Genomic DNA, 14662 nt, shown 5'->3' with positions numbered 1-14662 from the left:
CGGAACTCCTTCGCGCCGGGGTACGGACGAAGGTAAGGCTAGCCTAAGCCGGAGCGCGGAATCACCAGCGGGGTGTGCGTCTCCGGGTCGTCGATGATGCGGCAGCCCAGCCCGAAGACGTCCGCGACCAGCTCGGCGGTCAGCACCTGCCGGGGGTCGCCCTGGGCCACGATCTCACCGGCCTTCATCACCACGAGGTGGTCGGCGTAGCGGGCGGCCTGGTTCAGGTCGTGCAGCACCGCGACCATGGTGGTGCCCTGCTCCCGGTTCAGCCGTACGCACAGCTCCAGCAGCTCGATCTGATGCGCGATGTCGAGGAACGTGGTCGGCTCGTCCAGCAGCACGATCGGCGTCTGCTGCGCGAGCACCACGGCCACCCAGACGCGCTGGCGCTGCCCGCCGGAGAGCGTGTCGACCGGTTCGCCGGAAAGCTCGGTGACGCCGGTCGCGGCCATCGCGGCGACGACCGCGTCCTCGTCGGCGGGCGACCACTGCCGGATCAGCTTCTGGTGCGGGAACCGGCCCCGGGCCACCAGCTCGGCCACGGTGATGCCGTCCGGGGCGATCGACGATTGCGGCAGCAACCCCAGCCGCCGGGCGACCTCCTTCGCCGGGCGCGCGTGGATGTCCGCGCCGTCCAGCAGCACCTCGCCGGAGGCCGGCTTGAGCAGCCGCGCCAGCGCCCGCAGCAGCGTCGACTTGCCGCACGCGTTGGGGCCGATGACGGCGGTGAACCGGCCCGCCGGGACCTCCAGGTCGAGGTGCTCGGAGATGGTCTTGCGGTCGTAGCCGACCGTGATGTCGCGCGCTGCGAGCAGGCTCACGAACTCTCCCTCACCGACGGGCCTGGCGGACCAGCAGCCAGACGAAATAGACGCCGCCCACCGACACGGTCACCACACCCACCGGCAGCTGCGTAGGGGCGAAGGCTCGCTGGGCCAGCCAGTCGCTGAGCACGAGCAGGAAGGCACCCATCGCCGCCGCCGGGGCCAGGGCGATGCCGGGTGTGCGGGTCAGCCGCCGGGCCAGCTGCGGAGCGGCGAGCGCGACGAAGGAGATCGGTCCGGCAGCCGCGGTCGCCACCGCGGTCAGGGCAACCCCGATGATCAGGTACGCCGACCGCGTCGGCTCCACCCGTACCCCCAGGGCCGCAGCCGCGTCCTCGCCCATCTCCAGCAACGCCAAGCGCGGCCCGTACGCGAGAAGCACCAGGCAGAGCGCCCCCACCGTGACCACGACGGGGGTGACCTGCGCCCACCCGAGCCCGTTGAGGGTCCCCTGTCCCCACAGCGCCGCGGCGAAGGCGGCCTGGAGGTCCACCTTGGTGATGAACCACTGGTTGGCCGAGCCGAGCATGGCGCTGACCGCGATGCCGACGATGATCAGCCGGAAGCCCTGCACACCCCGCCGGAACGCCAGCAGATAGACGAGCGCGGCGGTGACCAGGCCCCCGGCCAGCGCCCCGGCCGCGGTGAGGAAGTAGCCGTTGCCGACGAACACCGTGACGATCAGCACCCCGGTGTACGCGCCGGTGGTGAAGCCGATGACGTCCGGGCTGCCCAGCGGGTTCCGGGTCAGCGCCTGGAAGATCGCGCCGGCCAGGCCCAGCGCGGCCCCGATGATGAGGGCGAGCAGGACCCGCGGCAGCCGCCACTCGACGACCACCAGGCGGGCGGCACGGGTACCCTCGCCGGCCAGCGCCTGCACGACCTGGCCGGGGGTGAGCGTGAACTCTCCCGTACCCAGGGCCAGGACGGCGACGGCGAGCGCGCCGGCCGTCAGCAGCAGGCAGACGACCGCGGGCTTGACGGCCAGGCGGCCGCTGACGTGCCGCCCGGCCCGCACGGTCAGCACTCGGCGTCCGAAGTCGACGCTCACAGGCCGCTCACCCGCCGGCGGCGTACCCACCAGATCAGCACCGGGGCGCCGACGAACGCGGTGACCACGCCGACCCGCAGCTCGCCCGGGCGGACGACGAGCCGCCCGGCGATGTCGGCCAGCAGCAGCAGGACCGGCCCCAGCACGACGGTGTAGACGAAGATCCAGCGCTGGTCGGGGCCGACGATCCAGCGCACGACGTGCGGCACCATCAGGCCGACGAAGCCGATCGGGCCGACGGCGGCGGTGGCGGCCCCGGCGAGCAGCATCACCGACACGGTCGCCAGGACCCGGGTACGCCCGACCCCGGCCCCCAACGTTCGCGCCAGGTCGTCGCCGAGAGCCACGGCATTCAGCGAACGAGCCACGATCAGCGCGAGCACCGCCCCGGCGACGACGAACGGCAGGATGGTGACGGCCACGTCCCCGGGCCGGCCGGCCAGCGAACCGACGTCCCAGAAGCGCAGGTAGTCGAACGCCCGTGGACGCACGAGCCGGATGCCGCCGGAGATGCCGTCCATCACCGCGCCGAGGGCGACGCCGGCCAGCGTCAGGCGTACGGGGGTGGCACCGGCGCGGCCGGCCGACCCGAGCAGGTAGACCAGGGTGAGCGCGAAGGCGACCCCGGCGAAGCCGAACCACAGGTACTGCGACAGGTCGGTGAGACCCAGCACGCCGACCGCGAAGACCACGAAGAGCCCGGCACCCGAGTTGACCCCCAGGATCTGCGTGTCGGCGAGCGGGTTGCGCGTCACCGCCTGGATGACCGCCCCGGACAGGCCGAAAGCGACACCCGCCAGCAACCCGAGGACGGTACGCGGCACCCGCAAGTCCCGCACCACGGACTGGTCATCGGTGTCGGCGTAATGGAAGAACGCGTCCCACACCGTGTGCAGTGAGACGGTGCGGGTGCCCAGCGCGATGCTCAGCAGGCAGACGAGGGCCAGCAGGCCGAGACAGGCCAGCAGCGCCATCCCCCGCCGCGCCTGGGTGACCGCCACGCCGGCGACCGGCCTCGGACGCGCGGGCGCCGGCGTACGCGTCAGGACCATGCCAGCAGCTTAGGCTAGCCTTCCCTTCCCTGCGGCACCGAGGGTTGCAATCGGTACCCCGGTACACCCTTACCGTCGGCTGGACGCACCGAGCTTCGCACTCCGAGGAGAAATCGCATGAGTCCGTCCAGCCCGCGCCACGCGCCGCCGACCCGAAGCAAGATCGCGGGCGGCCTCGCCGCCCTCGCCTGCGCCGCCTGCTGTGCCATTCCGCTGCTCATCACCGCCGGCGTCCTCACCGGCGCGGGCGCCGCCGTGCTCAAACAGACGCTCCTGGCCGTGGCCACCGGACTCGCCGTGCTGGCGCTGGGCATGTGGTGGCTGCATCGCCGCCGCAGCTCCCACCGGGCCGCGACCCCCGGATGCGGCTGCGGCGCTGCGGGCTGCGGCTGACGCTGCCCTGCGCGGCGCGCGCCAGCCGGACCTACCAGCGTTCGAGCTCCGCGGAGAGCACGGCGAGCGCCGCCACCCCGGCGGTCGAGGTGCGCAGCACCGAGTCACCGAGGCGGACCGGGTGCGCTCCGGCGGCGACGAACGCACCCAGCTCCTGGTCGCTGATGCCGCCCTCCGGGCCCACCACCAGCACGATCTCCCCCGAATCCGGAAGCTTGGCCCGGGTGAGCCGGTCCGTCGCCTCCTCGTGGAGCACGAACGCCGCCGCCGCCGACGCCAGCCGGGCGGCGGCCTGCTTGGTGGAGACGTCAGGATCCCCGGAGACCTCCGGCAGCCAGGGGCGGCGGGCCTGCTTGGCCGCCTCGCGGGCGGTGGAGACCCACTTCTCCCGGGCGCGTACGCCGCGGTCGCCGCGCCACTGGGCCACCGACCGGGAGGCCGCCCAGGGCACGATCTCGTCGACGCCGATCTCGGTCATCGCCTGCACGGCGAGTTCGCCGCGGTCGCCCTTGGCGATGCCCTGCACCACGACCAGGCGCGGGTCCGGAACGGGCACGAACGACCGCTCGCCCACCGTGACGTCGACGCTTCCCCGTCCGACGGCCGTGACCTCGGCACGGACGAGCCCGCCCCGGCCGTCGGCGAGCAGGAGCGCCTCACCGGGCTTCAGGCGCTGGACGTCCGCGGCGTGGTGGCCCTCCCGGCCGGCCAGCGTGTACCGGGCGGAGGCGGGAAGGTCGTCGACGAGGAACAGCGGTGCGGACACGGTCAGTGGCCGTTGAACGCGTCCCGCATGCGCGAGAAGAACCCGCCCTGCTTGCTCAGCTCGGCCACGTCCTCGCCGCGCGTCTTGGCGAAGTCGCGCAGCATCCGCTCCTGGTCGGCGGTCAGCTTGGTGGGGGTCTTCACGTCCAGGTGCACGAAGAGGTCACCGCGGCCCTGACCGCGCAGGTGCGGCACGCCCTTGCCCCGCACGCGCAGCGTGGACGCCGGCTGGGTGCCGGCCTTGACCTCGATGTTCTCCTCGGAATCGAGCGTCTTGATGGTCAGCCGGGTGCCCAGGGCCGCCGCCGTCATCGGCAGGGTGACGCGGCAGTGCAGGTCGTCGCCCTTGCGGGAGTAGACGTCGTGGGGGCGCTCGTGGATCTCCACGTACAGGTCGCCGGCCGTGCCGCCGCCGGGGCCGACCTCGCCCTGCTGGGCCAGGCGGATGCGCATGCCGTCCTCGACGCCGGCGGGGATCTTCACGGTGAGCGAGCGGCGGGTCCGGATGCGGCCGTCGCCGGCGCAGGTGGGGCACGGGTGCGGGATCACCGTGCCGTGGCCCTGGCAAGACTGACAAGGCCGCGACGAGACGACCTGGCCGAGGAAGGTCCGCTGCACCGACTGCACCTCGCCGCGGCCGCCGCAGGTCTCGCAGGTGGCCAGGTGGGTGCCGGGCGCGGTGCCGGCGCCGGAGCACTGGGTGCAGAGCACGGCCGTGTCGACGGTGATCGGCGCCTCGACGCCGAACGCCGTCTCGACCAGGTCCAGCTCCAGGCGCAGGATCGCATCCGCACCGGGCCGGGTGCGCGGGCGTGGTCCCCGGGCGCCGCCGCCGGCCGCCGTGCCGAAGAAGGCGTCCATGATGTCCTGGAAGCCGACGAACGGGCCGGCGCCGCCGGGGCCGCCCGGCCCGGCACCCGCGCCGCCGCCGGGCGCCAGCGGGTCGCCGCCCAGGTCGACGATCTGGCGCTTCTGGTCGTCGGAGAGGACCTCGTAGGCGGCGTTGATGTCCTTGAACTTCTCGTGCGCCTCGGGGTCCGGGTTGACGTCCGGGTGGTACTGACGGGCCAGCTTGCGGTAGGCGCGCTTGATCTCGTCGTCGGTGGCTTCGCGGCTGATGCCGAGAATTCCGTAGTAGTCCTTGGCCACAGGGTTTCGAGTCCTCATGTCTGCCCCGCGCTGTGCGCCGGAGACCGTCGTCGCTTTTGCGTCAGTTCTGTGCCAGCAGATCGCCAACGTAGCGTGCCACGGCACGTACGGTGGCGATGGTGCCGGGGTAGTCCATCCGGGTGGGCCCCAAGACGCCGAGCCCACCAACGATTGTCGTACCCGGTCCGTAACCGGTACTCACCACGGACGCCGCCCGCAGATTGTCGATCTCGTTCTCGTCGCCGATGCGGACCCGGGTGGTGCTGGGTTCGACCTCCCCGATGAGCTTGAGCAGGATGACCTCCTCCTCCAGCGCCTCCAGCACCGGCCGCAGGGAGCCCTGGAAGTCCAGCACGCCGCCGCGGGTGAGGTTGGCCGTGCCGGCCAGGGCGAGACGTTCGTCGCTGCGCTCGACCAGGGTCTCCAGCAGCACGGACGCCAGGCACGCCATGGTGTTGCGGTCCTCCGGCGCCGACTCGTCGACCAGCGCCTGCACCAGCGGCGGCGTGTCGGCCAGCTTCTGCCCGGTCAGCTTCGCGTTGACCTTGCGCCGCAGGTCGAGCACGTCGTCGCTGCTGGTCGGCCCGGGCAGCTCCACCAGGCGCTGCTCGACCCGGCCGGTGTCGGCGATCATCACGAGCATGAGCCGGGTGCTGGAGATCGGCACCAGCTCCAGGTGCCGCACGGCGGACCGGGACAGGCTCGGATATTGCACGACGGCGACCTGGCGGGTGAGCTGGGCGAGCAGGCGCACCGTGCGGTGCACGACGTCGTCCAGGTCGACCGCGCCGACCAGGAACCGCTCGATGGCCCGCCGCTCGGCCGGGCTCAGCGCCTTGACCCGCGACAGCCGGTCGACGAAGAGCCGGTAACCGGCGTCCGTCGGCACCCGGCCGGCGCTGGTGTGCGGCTGCCGGATGTAGCCCTCCTCCTCGAGCACCGCCATGTCGTTGCGCACGGTGGCCGGGGAGACGCCCAGCTGGTGCCGCTCGACGAGGGCCTTGCTGCCGACCGGTTCCTGGGTGGCGACGTAGTCCTCGACGATGGCGCGGAGCACCTCGAGCTTGCGGTCATCCAGAGCCATGACCCCTCCCTCAGCACTGGCACTCCATGGACTCGAGTGCCAGTCTACGTCGCGCGGGGCTCGCACGCGATGATCGACCGGTAGTGCTGCCGCCACTTAGCCGACTGTCTATTCTCCGACCTCATCCGGGTGTTGCCCTCGCCACTGTCGACCTGCGGTCCTACGGTGTCAGCCATGACTGAACCGCCGCGTCCGCCCGGTGAGGGGAACTTCTCGGACCCCACCCGGCCGATCAACCCATATCCGGGCAACGACCCGGGCCCCGGATCGACCCCGCCGCCGCCCCCCGCGTACGGCTCCCCCCAGCCCCCGCAGTACGGCACCCCGCCGCCCACCTCGGGTGCGGGAGGCTACGGCCCGCCGCCCACCTCGGGTGCCGGTGGCTACCCGCCGCCCAGCTCCGGCGCCGGCGGCTACCCGCCGCCCGGTTCCGGTGCCGGTGGCTACCCGCCGCCGCCCGGGTCCGGAGCCCCGTACGGGAGCCCGCCGCCCGGCCAGCCCTACGGCGCCCCCGGCGCGTACGGCCAGCCCGGCTACCCGCCGCAGGGCTACGGCCAGCCCGGCGGTGACGACAAGACCTGGATCCTCGTCGCCCACTTCGGCGGCGCGGCCGGTGCTTTCCTCGGCGGCGGCTGCTCCGGCTGGATCGCTCCGCTGGTCGCGCTGCTCGCCCGGGGCAACCAGTCGCCGGTGGTGCGGGCGGAGGCGGTCAAGGCGCTGAACTTCCAGATCCTCTGGTCGATCATCGCGATCGTCGGCTGGGTGCTCAGCTGCATCGTCGTCGGCATCTTCATCGGCCTCGCGGCCTGGCTGATCGCCACGATCATCGGCGTCATCGCCGGGGTCAAGGCCAACAACAACGAGCCGTACAACTACCCGATGACGGTCTCGATGATCAAGTGACGCACGCGGCGGCGCCGGGCTCTCGACGGCGCCGCCACGACAGGCCCTAGACGAGCTCGCGGATGAGCAGGTCCGCGAGGAGCCGCCCCCGGAGAGTCAGGACGGCACGCTCCTGCGCGTACGCGCTCGGCTCCAGCAGACCGTCCGCCAGGGCCTGCCGGGCGCCCTCCGGCCGGGCCAGCGCGAGCGGCAGCCCGTCGGCGAGGCGCAACCGCAGCATGACCTCCTCGATCCGGCGGTCCTCCGCGGTCAGAAGCTCACGGCCCAGGCCCGGTGAGATGCCGCCGGCCAGCCTTTTCGCGTACGCCGAAGGATGCTTGACGTTCCACCAGCGCACCCCGCCGACGTGGCTGTGCGCGCCCGGCCCGAGCCCCCACCAGTCGCCGCCGGTCCAGTAGAGGATGTTGTGCCGGCAGCGGGCGGCCGGCGAGGTCGCCCAGTTGGAGACCTCGTACCAGGAGAATCCGGCCGCGGTCAGGGCCTCCTCCGCGGCCAGGTAGCGGTCCGCGGCGACGTCGTCCTCCGGGTACGGGAGCTCGCCGCGCCGCATCCGCCCGGCGATCCGCGTCCCCTCCTCGACGATCAGCGAGTACGCGCTCACGTGATCGACCCCGGCCTCGATCACCGCGCTGAGCGAGGCGGCGAAGTCCTCCGCGGTCTCCCCCGGCGTCCCGTAGATGAGGTCGAGGTTGACGTGGTCGAACCCGGCCTCCCGGGCCTCGGCGGCGGCCCGCGGCGCGCGTCCGGCGGTGTGCCGGCGGTCGAGGATCGCGAGCACTCCGGGCGACGCCGACTGCATGCCCAGCGAGATCCGCGTGAAGCCGGCCTTGCGCAACGCCTGCAGCGATGCCGGCGTCACCGACTCCGGGTTCGCCTCCGTGGTGATCTCCGCGTCGGCGGTCAGCCCCCACGTGCGGTCGATGCCCTCCAGGATCCGGCCGAGGTCGCCCGGGTCGAGCAGGGTAGGGGTGCCGCCTCCGACGAACACCGTGTCGACCGGCGCCCGCACGACGCCGCCGGCCAGCTCCAGCTCGCGCAGTACCGTGCCGGCGTACTCGTCGCGGCTTGCTCCCCCGCCCAGCTCGGCCGCCGTGTACGTGTTGAAGTCGCAGTAGCCGCACCGGCTCGCGCAGAAGGGCACGTGGACGTAGACGCCGAAGCCGCGCGCGCCCACCGCACGCAGGGCGGATTCCGGCAGTGACCCGTCGCTCGGTACGGGCTCACCGTCGGGAAGGGGTCCGGGCATCCGTCAAGTGTGCACCGGCCCGGTTAGGGTTCCGGCATGGCTCTCGTCCGTACCGTCACCGCCGCCGGTGTGGCCACCCTCACGCTGGACAGTCCCGCCAACCGCAACGCTCTCTCCACGCCGCTCATGAACGAGCTGCTCGACGCGCTCGGCGCCGCCCTGACCGACGCCGCCGTCCGGGCGGTCGTGCTCTCCCACACCGGCCCCGTGTTCTGCTCGGGAGCCGACCTCAAGGAGACCGCCGAGGCCCGGGAGAACGGCCGGGTGCCGGCCGAACTGCTCGCCGACGTGCTCGCGGCGATCTGGGAATTCCCCAAACCCGTGGTCGCACGGCTGGCCGGCCCGGCGCGCGCCGGCGGCCTCGGTCTCGTCGCCGCCGCCGACCTCGCGGTCTGCGTGCGGAACGCCACGTTCGCCTTCTCCGAGGTGCGCCTCGGCGTGATCCCCGCCGTGATCAGCGCCACCGTGCTGCCCCGGCTGGCACCGCGCGCCGCCGCCGAGCTCTATCTCACCGGCGATGTGTTCGACGGCGCCCGCGCCGAGCAGATCGGCCTGGTCACCAAGGCCGTGGAGGCCGACGAGCTGGACGCGACCGTGGGCGCCTACTGCGACTCGCTGGTCAAGGGCGGCCCGCTGGCCCTCGCCGGGGCCAAGCAGCTGCTGCGCCGTGCCCCGGCCGACTCGATCCGCGCGGATCTCGCCGACCTCTCGGCCCGGTCGGCGGCATACTTCAAGTCCGCCGAGGGACGCGAGGGCGTGACGGCGTTCCGCGAGAAGCGCCCGGCGAGCTGGGTGCCGGTGACCTAGGACGCGGGCGCTCGTTGTCTAGGCTTGGCACACGAGAGGGAGGGTGAGGGTGAACCGGAAGCCGGTCGCGATGATCGCAGTGGTCGTTCTTCTCGGCGCCTTCGGCCTCTTCCTCGTCACCAGGTCGTTCAGCGGGGGCATCAAGCTGCCGCACCTGGGCCCCGAATGCACCGTCCGCGCCGACGGCGAGGTCGCCCTCGACGCCGTGCAGATGGCGAACGCCGCCACGATCTCCGCGGTGGGCGTGCGGCGCAAGATGCCCGAGCAGGCGATCGTGGTGGCCCTGGCCACCGCGCTGCAGGAGTCCAAGCTGGAGAACCTCGACAACGGCGACCGCGACTCGGTCGGCCTCTTCCAGCAGCGCCCCAGCCAGGGATGGGGCTCGGTGGAGCAGATCCAGGATCCACGGTACGCGGCGGAGAAGTTCTACCGGGCCCTCAAGAAGGTCAAGGGCTGGAAGACCATGCGGGTCACCGAGGCCGCGCAGAAGGTGCAGCGGTCGGCGTACCCGAACGCGTACGAGAAGTGGGCCGACGAGTCCGAAGTGCTCGCCCGGGCGCTGACCGGGCGGGCCACGGGCGCCGTCGAGTGCACCGTCAGCGAGCCGGCGTTGCGGGGCGCCGCCGCCGCCAAGGCCCTCGCCCAGGGCTTCGCGCTGGACTGGGGAGTGGACGCCGACCGGCTGGCCGACCTCACCGTCACGGTCAAGGACCCGAACACCGGCTGGCGATACGCCCACTGGCTGGTGGCCCACGCCAAGAGCACCGGCCTCGAACGGGTACGTTTCGCCGATCGCGAGTGGACCGCCCCTGACGGAAAGTGGCAGCCCGTAACCGGCGACCGCCGGGCCGGGAACGACGCCGTCGTCGCGGAAGTGTTCCGCTGACCTGCGGCATTCGGCGATTCATTCTCGCATTCACGTTTGTCCCCGCCGCTCGGCGCCGGCGCACGCAGCCGCCCAGGTCATAGCGCTGCGTATATATCGACATGGACAGACAGCGACCGTGCTGGTACTAGTTATTCGTGCTCCAAGCCCTGGAATGGATCCTGTTGGGAGCCGCGAGCGTCGGAGCCGTCGCCGTCGGGGTGAGCCGGCACCGTCCGGCCCGCGTCGCACCCTGGCTCCTGCTCGCCGCAGCGGTCGCCTGCCTCGCCATCGGTGACGTGTTCTATGCGCTGGACAAGGCCGGCGTCGCCGACACCTGCTACCTGACGATGTTCGTGTTCGTCGCCCTGGCGCTGCTGCAGTTCACTCGTGGCGGTTCCCTGCTGATGAATCGGGCCCGCCTCATCGACCTGCTGGCGGCGGCCTGCGCCGGCCTGCTCGTGGTCTGGGTCTTCATGATCGGCGGCAGCGGTCAGATCGGATCCATCTCCGCGGCCGACGTGATCGGCGATCTCCTGCTCTGCGGGGTCGCCGCCCGCCTGATGGCCGCGGCCTGGTTCAACTGGTCCGCCGTGCTGCTCTGTGTCGGCGCGGTGGGCGTCCTGGCCGGCGACATCACGTACCCCATGCACCCGGCCTGGTACACCGAGATCGGCTACATCGTTCTCTACCTCGCCTGGGGCGCGGCCGCCCTGCACCCGTCGATGACCCGGCTGACCACCGCAGTGCCGACACGCCCGACCCCGTGGGTGGGCCGTTGGGCCGCCCTGCTCGGCATCTCGGTGGCCACGCCCCCACTGGTCCTGCTCATCGAGGCGGTCTCGGGCACGGTCACCGACGGCGTGGTGATCGCGGTGGCGTCGGCGCTCACGCTGGTGCTGACGATCACCCGGCTCGCCGACTCGGTGACGATGAACAGCCACGCCCTGGTCCGCGAGCGGGCCCTGCGGGAGGCCAGCGAGGCCCTGGTCGCGGCCCCCGACGAGGCGGCGGTGGACCGCGCGATCCGGGCCGCGGCCGAACAGCTCCTGCCCGCGTACGACCTCACCCGCATCCTCTTCGCCACCGACGACCGGCAGCTCACTCTCGAAGCCCTGCCGTCGGCGCCGCCCGGCCCACGCCCGCGCAGCTGGTGGCTCGAACCGTCCGCCGACGACACCGCGGCCGACGGCCAGGCCACCCTGGTCTGCCCGCTGTGGCTGGAACCCCTGGCGGTGGCCCGCCCGAACGGCGGCGCCCTGGTCCTGCAGGGCACCCGCGAAGCCCTCGCGGCCAGCCGCGACGCCCTCGAGGTCCTGGCCGGCCAGGCGGCGCTGGCCCTGGACCGGATCACCCTGGTCGACGCGGTCGGCCGCCGCGACAGCGACCTCTACCTCCGCGCCGTGATCCGCAACACCGCCGACATCATGCTGGTGGTCGACGAGGACCAGGTGATCCGGTACGCGAGCCCGGCCCTGCGCGAGCTGATCGGCAAGGACGACATCGCCCCCTTCACCACCCTGGCGGACCTGGTCCATCCCGACGACCGCAGCCAGGTACGCCGGGCCCTGCGCGAGGAGGGCGACGGGGTGCTGTACTGCGCGCTGCGCCGCTCGGACGACACCCAGGTCCTGGTCGAGGCGACGTACCGGGACCTGCGCGGCGACCGGCTCGTCCAGGGCATCGTGGTGACCATGCGCGACGTGACCCGGGCCCACGACCCGCTCGAGCGGATGCCCCACGTCGAACACATCGACGCCCTGCCGGCCTGGGTCAACCGCCGCAGCGCCCAGCACAAGTTCCGGTACTGACTGACGCCTGCCCGGCGGCCCCCCTCGGCCCGGACCACCCGCCTGCGCGGGGTGTGCCACGGGACCGTCGTGTGGGCGTACCGAAAAAGGGCGGACATGCGAAACGCCGGACCCCTTCCGGGACCCGGCGTCTCACTGGCAGTGCGGTTCCTGCAGGCCCCCGAGGGGCCTGAGGTCAGCGGCGGCTGTAGCCGCGGCGACCGCCGATGCCGACGACCAGCGCCACACCCAGCGCGGCCAGCACGACCTGGAAGAGCAGCTCGGTCCAGTCGACGCCGTTCGTGTCGGCAACGCCCACGGCGCGGGCGATCACGGTGCCCAGCAGCGCGGCGACGACACCGATGACCATCGTCAGCCAGATCGGGATGTTCTGCTTGCCCGGTACGACCAGGCGGCCCAGGGCGCCGATGATGAGACCGACGATGAGCGCGGTGATGATGCCGGTGACAGTCATGGAGATCCTCCTCGGGGGTGGAGCTATTCGTTGCGTCCGTCGAACCGCAGAGTTCCCGACACCCCGAAAAACCAAACCGAGAATTCGCAGGAACCTCTCAGAGACCCCCGTCCCGGGCGTGGCGCAAAGCCCAAAAACCCAGGTCAGGGCGTTGCATAGGGCGCCGGGGAGAAGATCTGCAACATTCCGGGCACGGCGCATCGCAAGCCCCAGGAGGCACTGCCGCCCCCGGTGCCCCTGAGGTCACGGGTGCGGCCGGCGGCGGCGTCGTCGAGCACGAGGGCCGCCAGGTCGCGGCCCTTGACATGCCTGGCGTCGCTTCCTTCGCGGCGCTGTCCTCACGGGCGCCGGCGTCTCTTACTTCTTGGTGCCCTTGGCGTCCGGGGCGTCGGAGGTCGACAGCGCGGCGATGAAGGCCTCCTGCGGCACCTCCACGCGGCCCACCATCTTCATCCGCTTCTTGCCTTCCTTCTGCTTCTCGAGCAGCTTGCGCTTACGGCTGATGTCACCGCCGTAGCACTTGGCGAGCACGTCCTTGCGGATGGCCCGGATCGTCTCCCGGGCGATGATGCGGCTGCCGATCGCAGCCTGGATCGGCACCTCGAACTGCTGCCGCGGAATGAGCTTCTGCAGCTTCGACGCCATCGTGACGCCGTAGTTGTACGCCTTGTCCTTGTGCACGATCGCGCTGAACGCGTCCACCGGCTCGCCGTGCAGCAGGATGTCCACCTTCACCAGGTCGGCGACCTGCTCGCCCGAGGGCTCGTAGTCCAGGGAGGCGTACCCCTTGGTCTTGCTCTTGAGCTGGTCGAAGAAGTCGAAGATGATCTCCGCGAGGGGCAGCGTGTACCGCAGCTCGACCCGCTCGGCGGACAGGTACTCCATTCCGAGCAGGTTGCCGCGGCGGCTCTGGCACAGCTCCATGACCGCACCCACGTACTCGTTGGGCACCAGCACCGTGGCTCGCACCATCGGCTCGTGGATCTCGGCGATCTTCCCGGTCGGAAACTCGCTCGGGTTGGTGACGACGTGCTCCTGCATGTCCTCGGTGATCACCTGGTAGACCACGTTCGGCGCGGTGGAGATCAGATCGAGGTTGAACTCCCGCTCCAGCCGCTCCCCGATGATCTCCAGGTGCAGCAGCCCGAGGAACCCGCACCGGAAACCGAACCCGAGCGCGGCGGAGGTCTCCGGTTCGTACGTGAGCGCAGCGTCGTTGAGCTTGAGCTTGTCGAGCGCGTCCCGCAACGCCGGGTAGTCGGAGCCGTCGATCGGGTAGAGACCGGAGTACACCATCGGCTTGGGATCCTTGTACCCGCCGAGGGCCTCCTTGGCCGGCCGCGAGTTGCCGGTCACGGTGTCACCGACCCGCGACTGCCGTACGTCCTTGACACCCGTGATCAGGTAGCCGACCTCGCCCACCCCGAGGGCACCGGCCTTCTCCATCTCGGGCGAGACCACCCCGATCTCGAGCAGCTCGTGCACGGCCCCGGTCGACATCATCTTGATCCGGTCCCGGGCCTCGATCCGCCCGTCCACGACCCGGACATACGTGACCACGCCCCGGTACACGTCGTACACCGAGTCGAAGATCATCGCCCGGGCCGGCGCGTCGGCGTCACCCACCGGCGGCTGGAACTGCCGGACGATCTCGTCCAGCAGGTGCTCGACACCCTGCCCGGTCTTGCCGGACACCTTCAGCACGTCGCCGGGCTCGCACCCGATGAGCTTGGCGAGCTCCTCGGCATACTTCTCGGGCTGGGCGGCCGGGAGGTCGATCTTGTTCAGTACGGGCACGATGTGCAGATCGTTCTCCATGGCCAGGTACAGGTTGGCCAGCGTCTGCGCCTCGATCCCCTGCGCGGCGTCGACGAGGAGAACGGCCCCCTCGCACGCGGCAAGACTCCGGGACACCTCGTACGTGAAGTCGACGTGCCCGGGAGTGTCGATCATGTTGAGGACGGCGGACTCGCCCTTCTGCTCGCCCTCCCGCACGACCCAGGGCATGCGAACGGCCTGGCTCTTGATCGTGATGCCACGCTCACGCTCGATGTCCATCCGGTCGAGGTACTGCGCCCGCATCTGCCGCGGGTCGACCACGCCGGTGATCTGCAGCATCCGGTCGGCCAGCGTCGACTTGCCGTGGTCGATGTGCGCGATGATGCAGAAATTGCGGATACGACCCGGATCGGTCGCTCCGATGATGTTCACGCCGGGGTCGAGCGGTCCAGGCACGTTCGTCCGTTCTTCTCAAT

General features: G+C 71.7%; 15 protein-coding genes. 5 read left to right on the top strand and 10 right to left on the bottom strand.

Annotated elements, in window-relative coordinates:
* Window positions 1-38: 38 nt before the first annotated feature.
* Genes ACIBO8_RS05730 through ACIBO8_RS05720 form a run of 3 tightly spaced genes read right to left on the bottom strand, consistent with a single transcriptional unit; the run spans window position 39 to window position 2930 of the window.
* Window positions 39-800 carry an ABC transporter ATP-binding protein gene (locus tag ACIBO8_RS05730; RefSeq protein WP_396114727.1) on the bottom strand — a complete coding sequence of 254 codons (762 nt, stop codon included), beginning with the start codon at window positions 798-800 and terminating at the stop codon, window positions 39-41.
* Between the two features lie 34 nt (window positions 801-834).
* Entirely contained in the window at window positions 835-1854 is a 1020-nt protein-coding gene (locus ACIBO8_RS05725) for a FecCD family ABC transporter permease (protein WP_396114726.1), read from the bottom strand.
* A 20-nt stretch (window positions 1855-1874) separates the two neighbouring features.
* Window positions 1875-2930 (bottom strand): iron chelate uptake ABC transporter family permease subunit, encoded by a 1056-nt coding sequence (locus ACIBO8_RS05720; RefSeq protein ID WP_396113956.1) that lies wholly within the window; start codon window positions 2928-2930, stop codon window positions 1875-1877.
* A gap of 117 nt (window positions 2931-3047) precedes the next feature.
* Between ACIBO8_RS05720 and ACIBO8_RS05715 the strand changes: the two genes are divergently transcribed.
* Window positions 3048-3323, top strand: a complete 276-nt coding sequence (locus ACIBO8_RS05715) for a hypothetical protein (protein WP_396113955.1) — start codon at window positions 3048-3050, stop codon at window positions 3321-3323.
* Window positions 3324-3354: 31 nt separating this feature from the next.
* Here ACIBO8_RS05715 and ACIBO8_RS05710 read toward each other — a convergent pair whose 3' ends face one another.
* The 4 genes from ACIBO8_RS05710 to ACIBO8_RS05695 form a co-directional block, all read right to left on the bottom strand.
* Entirely contained in the window at window positions 3355-4089 is a 735-nt protein-coding gene (locus ACIBO8_RS05710; protein WP_396113954.1) for a 16S rRNA (uracil(1498)-N(3))-methyltransferase, read from the bottom strand.
* 2 nt (window positions 4090-4091) lie between these two features.
* Window positions 4092-5237, bottom strand: coding sequence for a molecular chaperone DnaJ (dnaJ, locus tag ACIBO8_RS05705; protein WP_364713706.1), 1146 nt, complete (start codon window positions 5235-5237; stop codon window positions 4092-4094).
* 61 nt (window positions 5238-5298) lie between these two features.
* Window positions 5299-6321, bottom strand: a complete 1023-nt coding sequence (gene hrcA, locus ACIBO8_RS05700; RefSeq protein ID WP_396113953.1) for a heat-inducible transcriptional repressor HrcA — start codon at window positions 6319-6321, stop codon at window positions 5299-5301.
* 10 nt (window positions 6322-6331) lie between these two features.
* A complete protein-coding gene (locus ACIBO8_RS05695; RefSeq protein ID WP_396114725.1) occupies window positions 6332-6433 on the bottom strand; it encodes a hypothetical protein in 102 nt (33 codons plus the stop codon).
* A 62-nt stretch (window positions 6434-6495) separates the two neighbouring features.
* Here ACIBO8_RS05695 and ACIBO8_RS05690 point away from each other — a divergent pair, with 62 nt between their 5' ends.
* Window positions 6496-7224: a DUF4870 domain-containing protein gene (locus ACIBO8_RS05690; RefSeq protein WP_396113952.1), complete on the top strand. Its 729-nt coding sequence runs from the start codon at window positions 6496-6498 to the stop codon at window positions 7222-7224.
* 46 nt (window positions 7225-7270) lie between these two features.
* Here the strand turns inward: ACIBO8_RS05690 and hemW are convergent, their stop codons facing one another.
* Entirely contained in the window at window positions 7271-8470 is a 1200-nt protein-coding gene (gene hemW, locus ACIBO8_RS05685) for a radical SAM family heme chaperone HemW (RefSeq protein ID WP_396113951.1), read from the bottom strand.
* A 36-nt stretch (window positions 8471-8506) separates the two neighbouring features.
* On the opposite strand from hemW, the gene ACIBO8_RS05680 reads away from it, so the two are divergent.
* From ACIBO8_RS05680 to ACIBO8_RS05670, 3 genes are all read left to right on the top strand, one after another.
* Window positions 8507-9277, top strand: coding sequence for an enoyl-CoA hydratase-related protein (locus ACIBO8_RS05680; RefSeq protein ID WP_396113950.1), 771 nt, complete (start codon window positions 8507-8509; stop codon window positions 9275-9277).
* A gap of 70 nt (window positions 9278-9347) precedes the next feature.
* Window positions 9348-10163, top strand: coding sequence for a hypothetical protein (locus ACIBO8_RS05675; protein ID WP_396114724.1), 816 nt, complete (start codon window positions 9348-9350; stop codon window positions 10161-10163).
* 137 nt (window positions 10164-10300) lie between these two features.
* Window positions 10301-11953, top strand: coding sequence for a PAS domain S-box protein (locus tag ACIBO8_RS05670; protein ID WP_396113949.1), 1653 nt, complete (start codon window positions 10301-10303; stop codon window positions 11951-11953).
* Window positions 11954-12128: 175 nt separating this feature from the next.
* Here the strand turns inward: ACIBO8_RS05670 and ACIBO8_RS05665 are convergent, their stop codons facing one another.
* Both ACIBO8_RS05665 and lepA read right to left on the bottom strand, forming a co-directional pair.
* On the bottom strand, window positions 12129-12407 hold the full coding sequence (locus tag ACIBO8_RS05665) for a GlsB/YeaQ/YmgE family stress response membrane protein (RefSeq protein ID WP_396113948.1): 279 nt from the start codon (window positions 12405-12407) through the stop codon (window positions 12129-12131).
* Between the two features lie 357 nt (window positions 12408-12764).
* Window positions 12765-14642, bottom strand: a complete 1878-nt coding sequence (gene lepA / locus ACIBO8_RS05660; RefSeq protein ID WP_396113947.1) for a translation elongation factor 4 — start codon at window positions 14640-14642, stop codon at window positions 12765-12767.
* Window positions 14643-14662: the final 20 nt, after the last annotated feature.

The sequence above is a fragment of the Actinoplanes sp. NPDC049681 genome (genome assembly GCF_044465265.1).
GTDB lineage: Bacteria > Actinomycetota > Actinomycetes > Mycobacteriales > Micromonosporaceae > Actinoplanes.
This window is presented reverse-complemented; position numbering and strand designations above follow the sequence as displayed.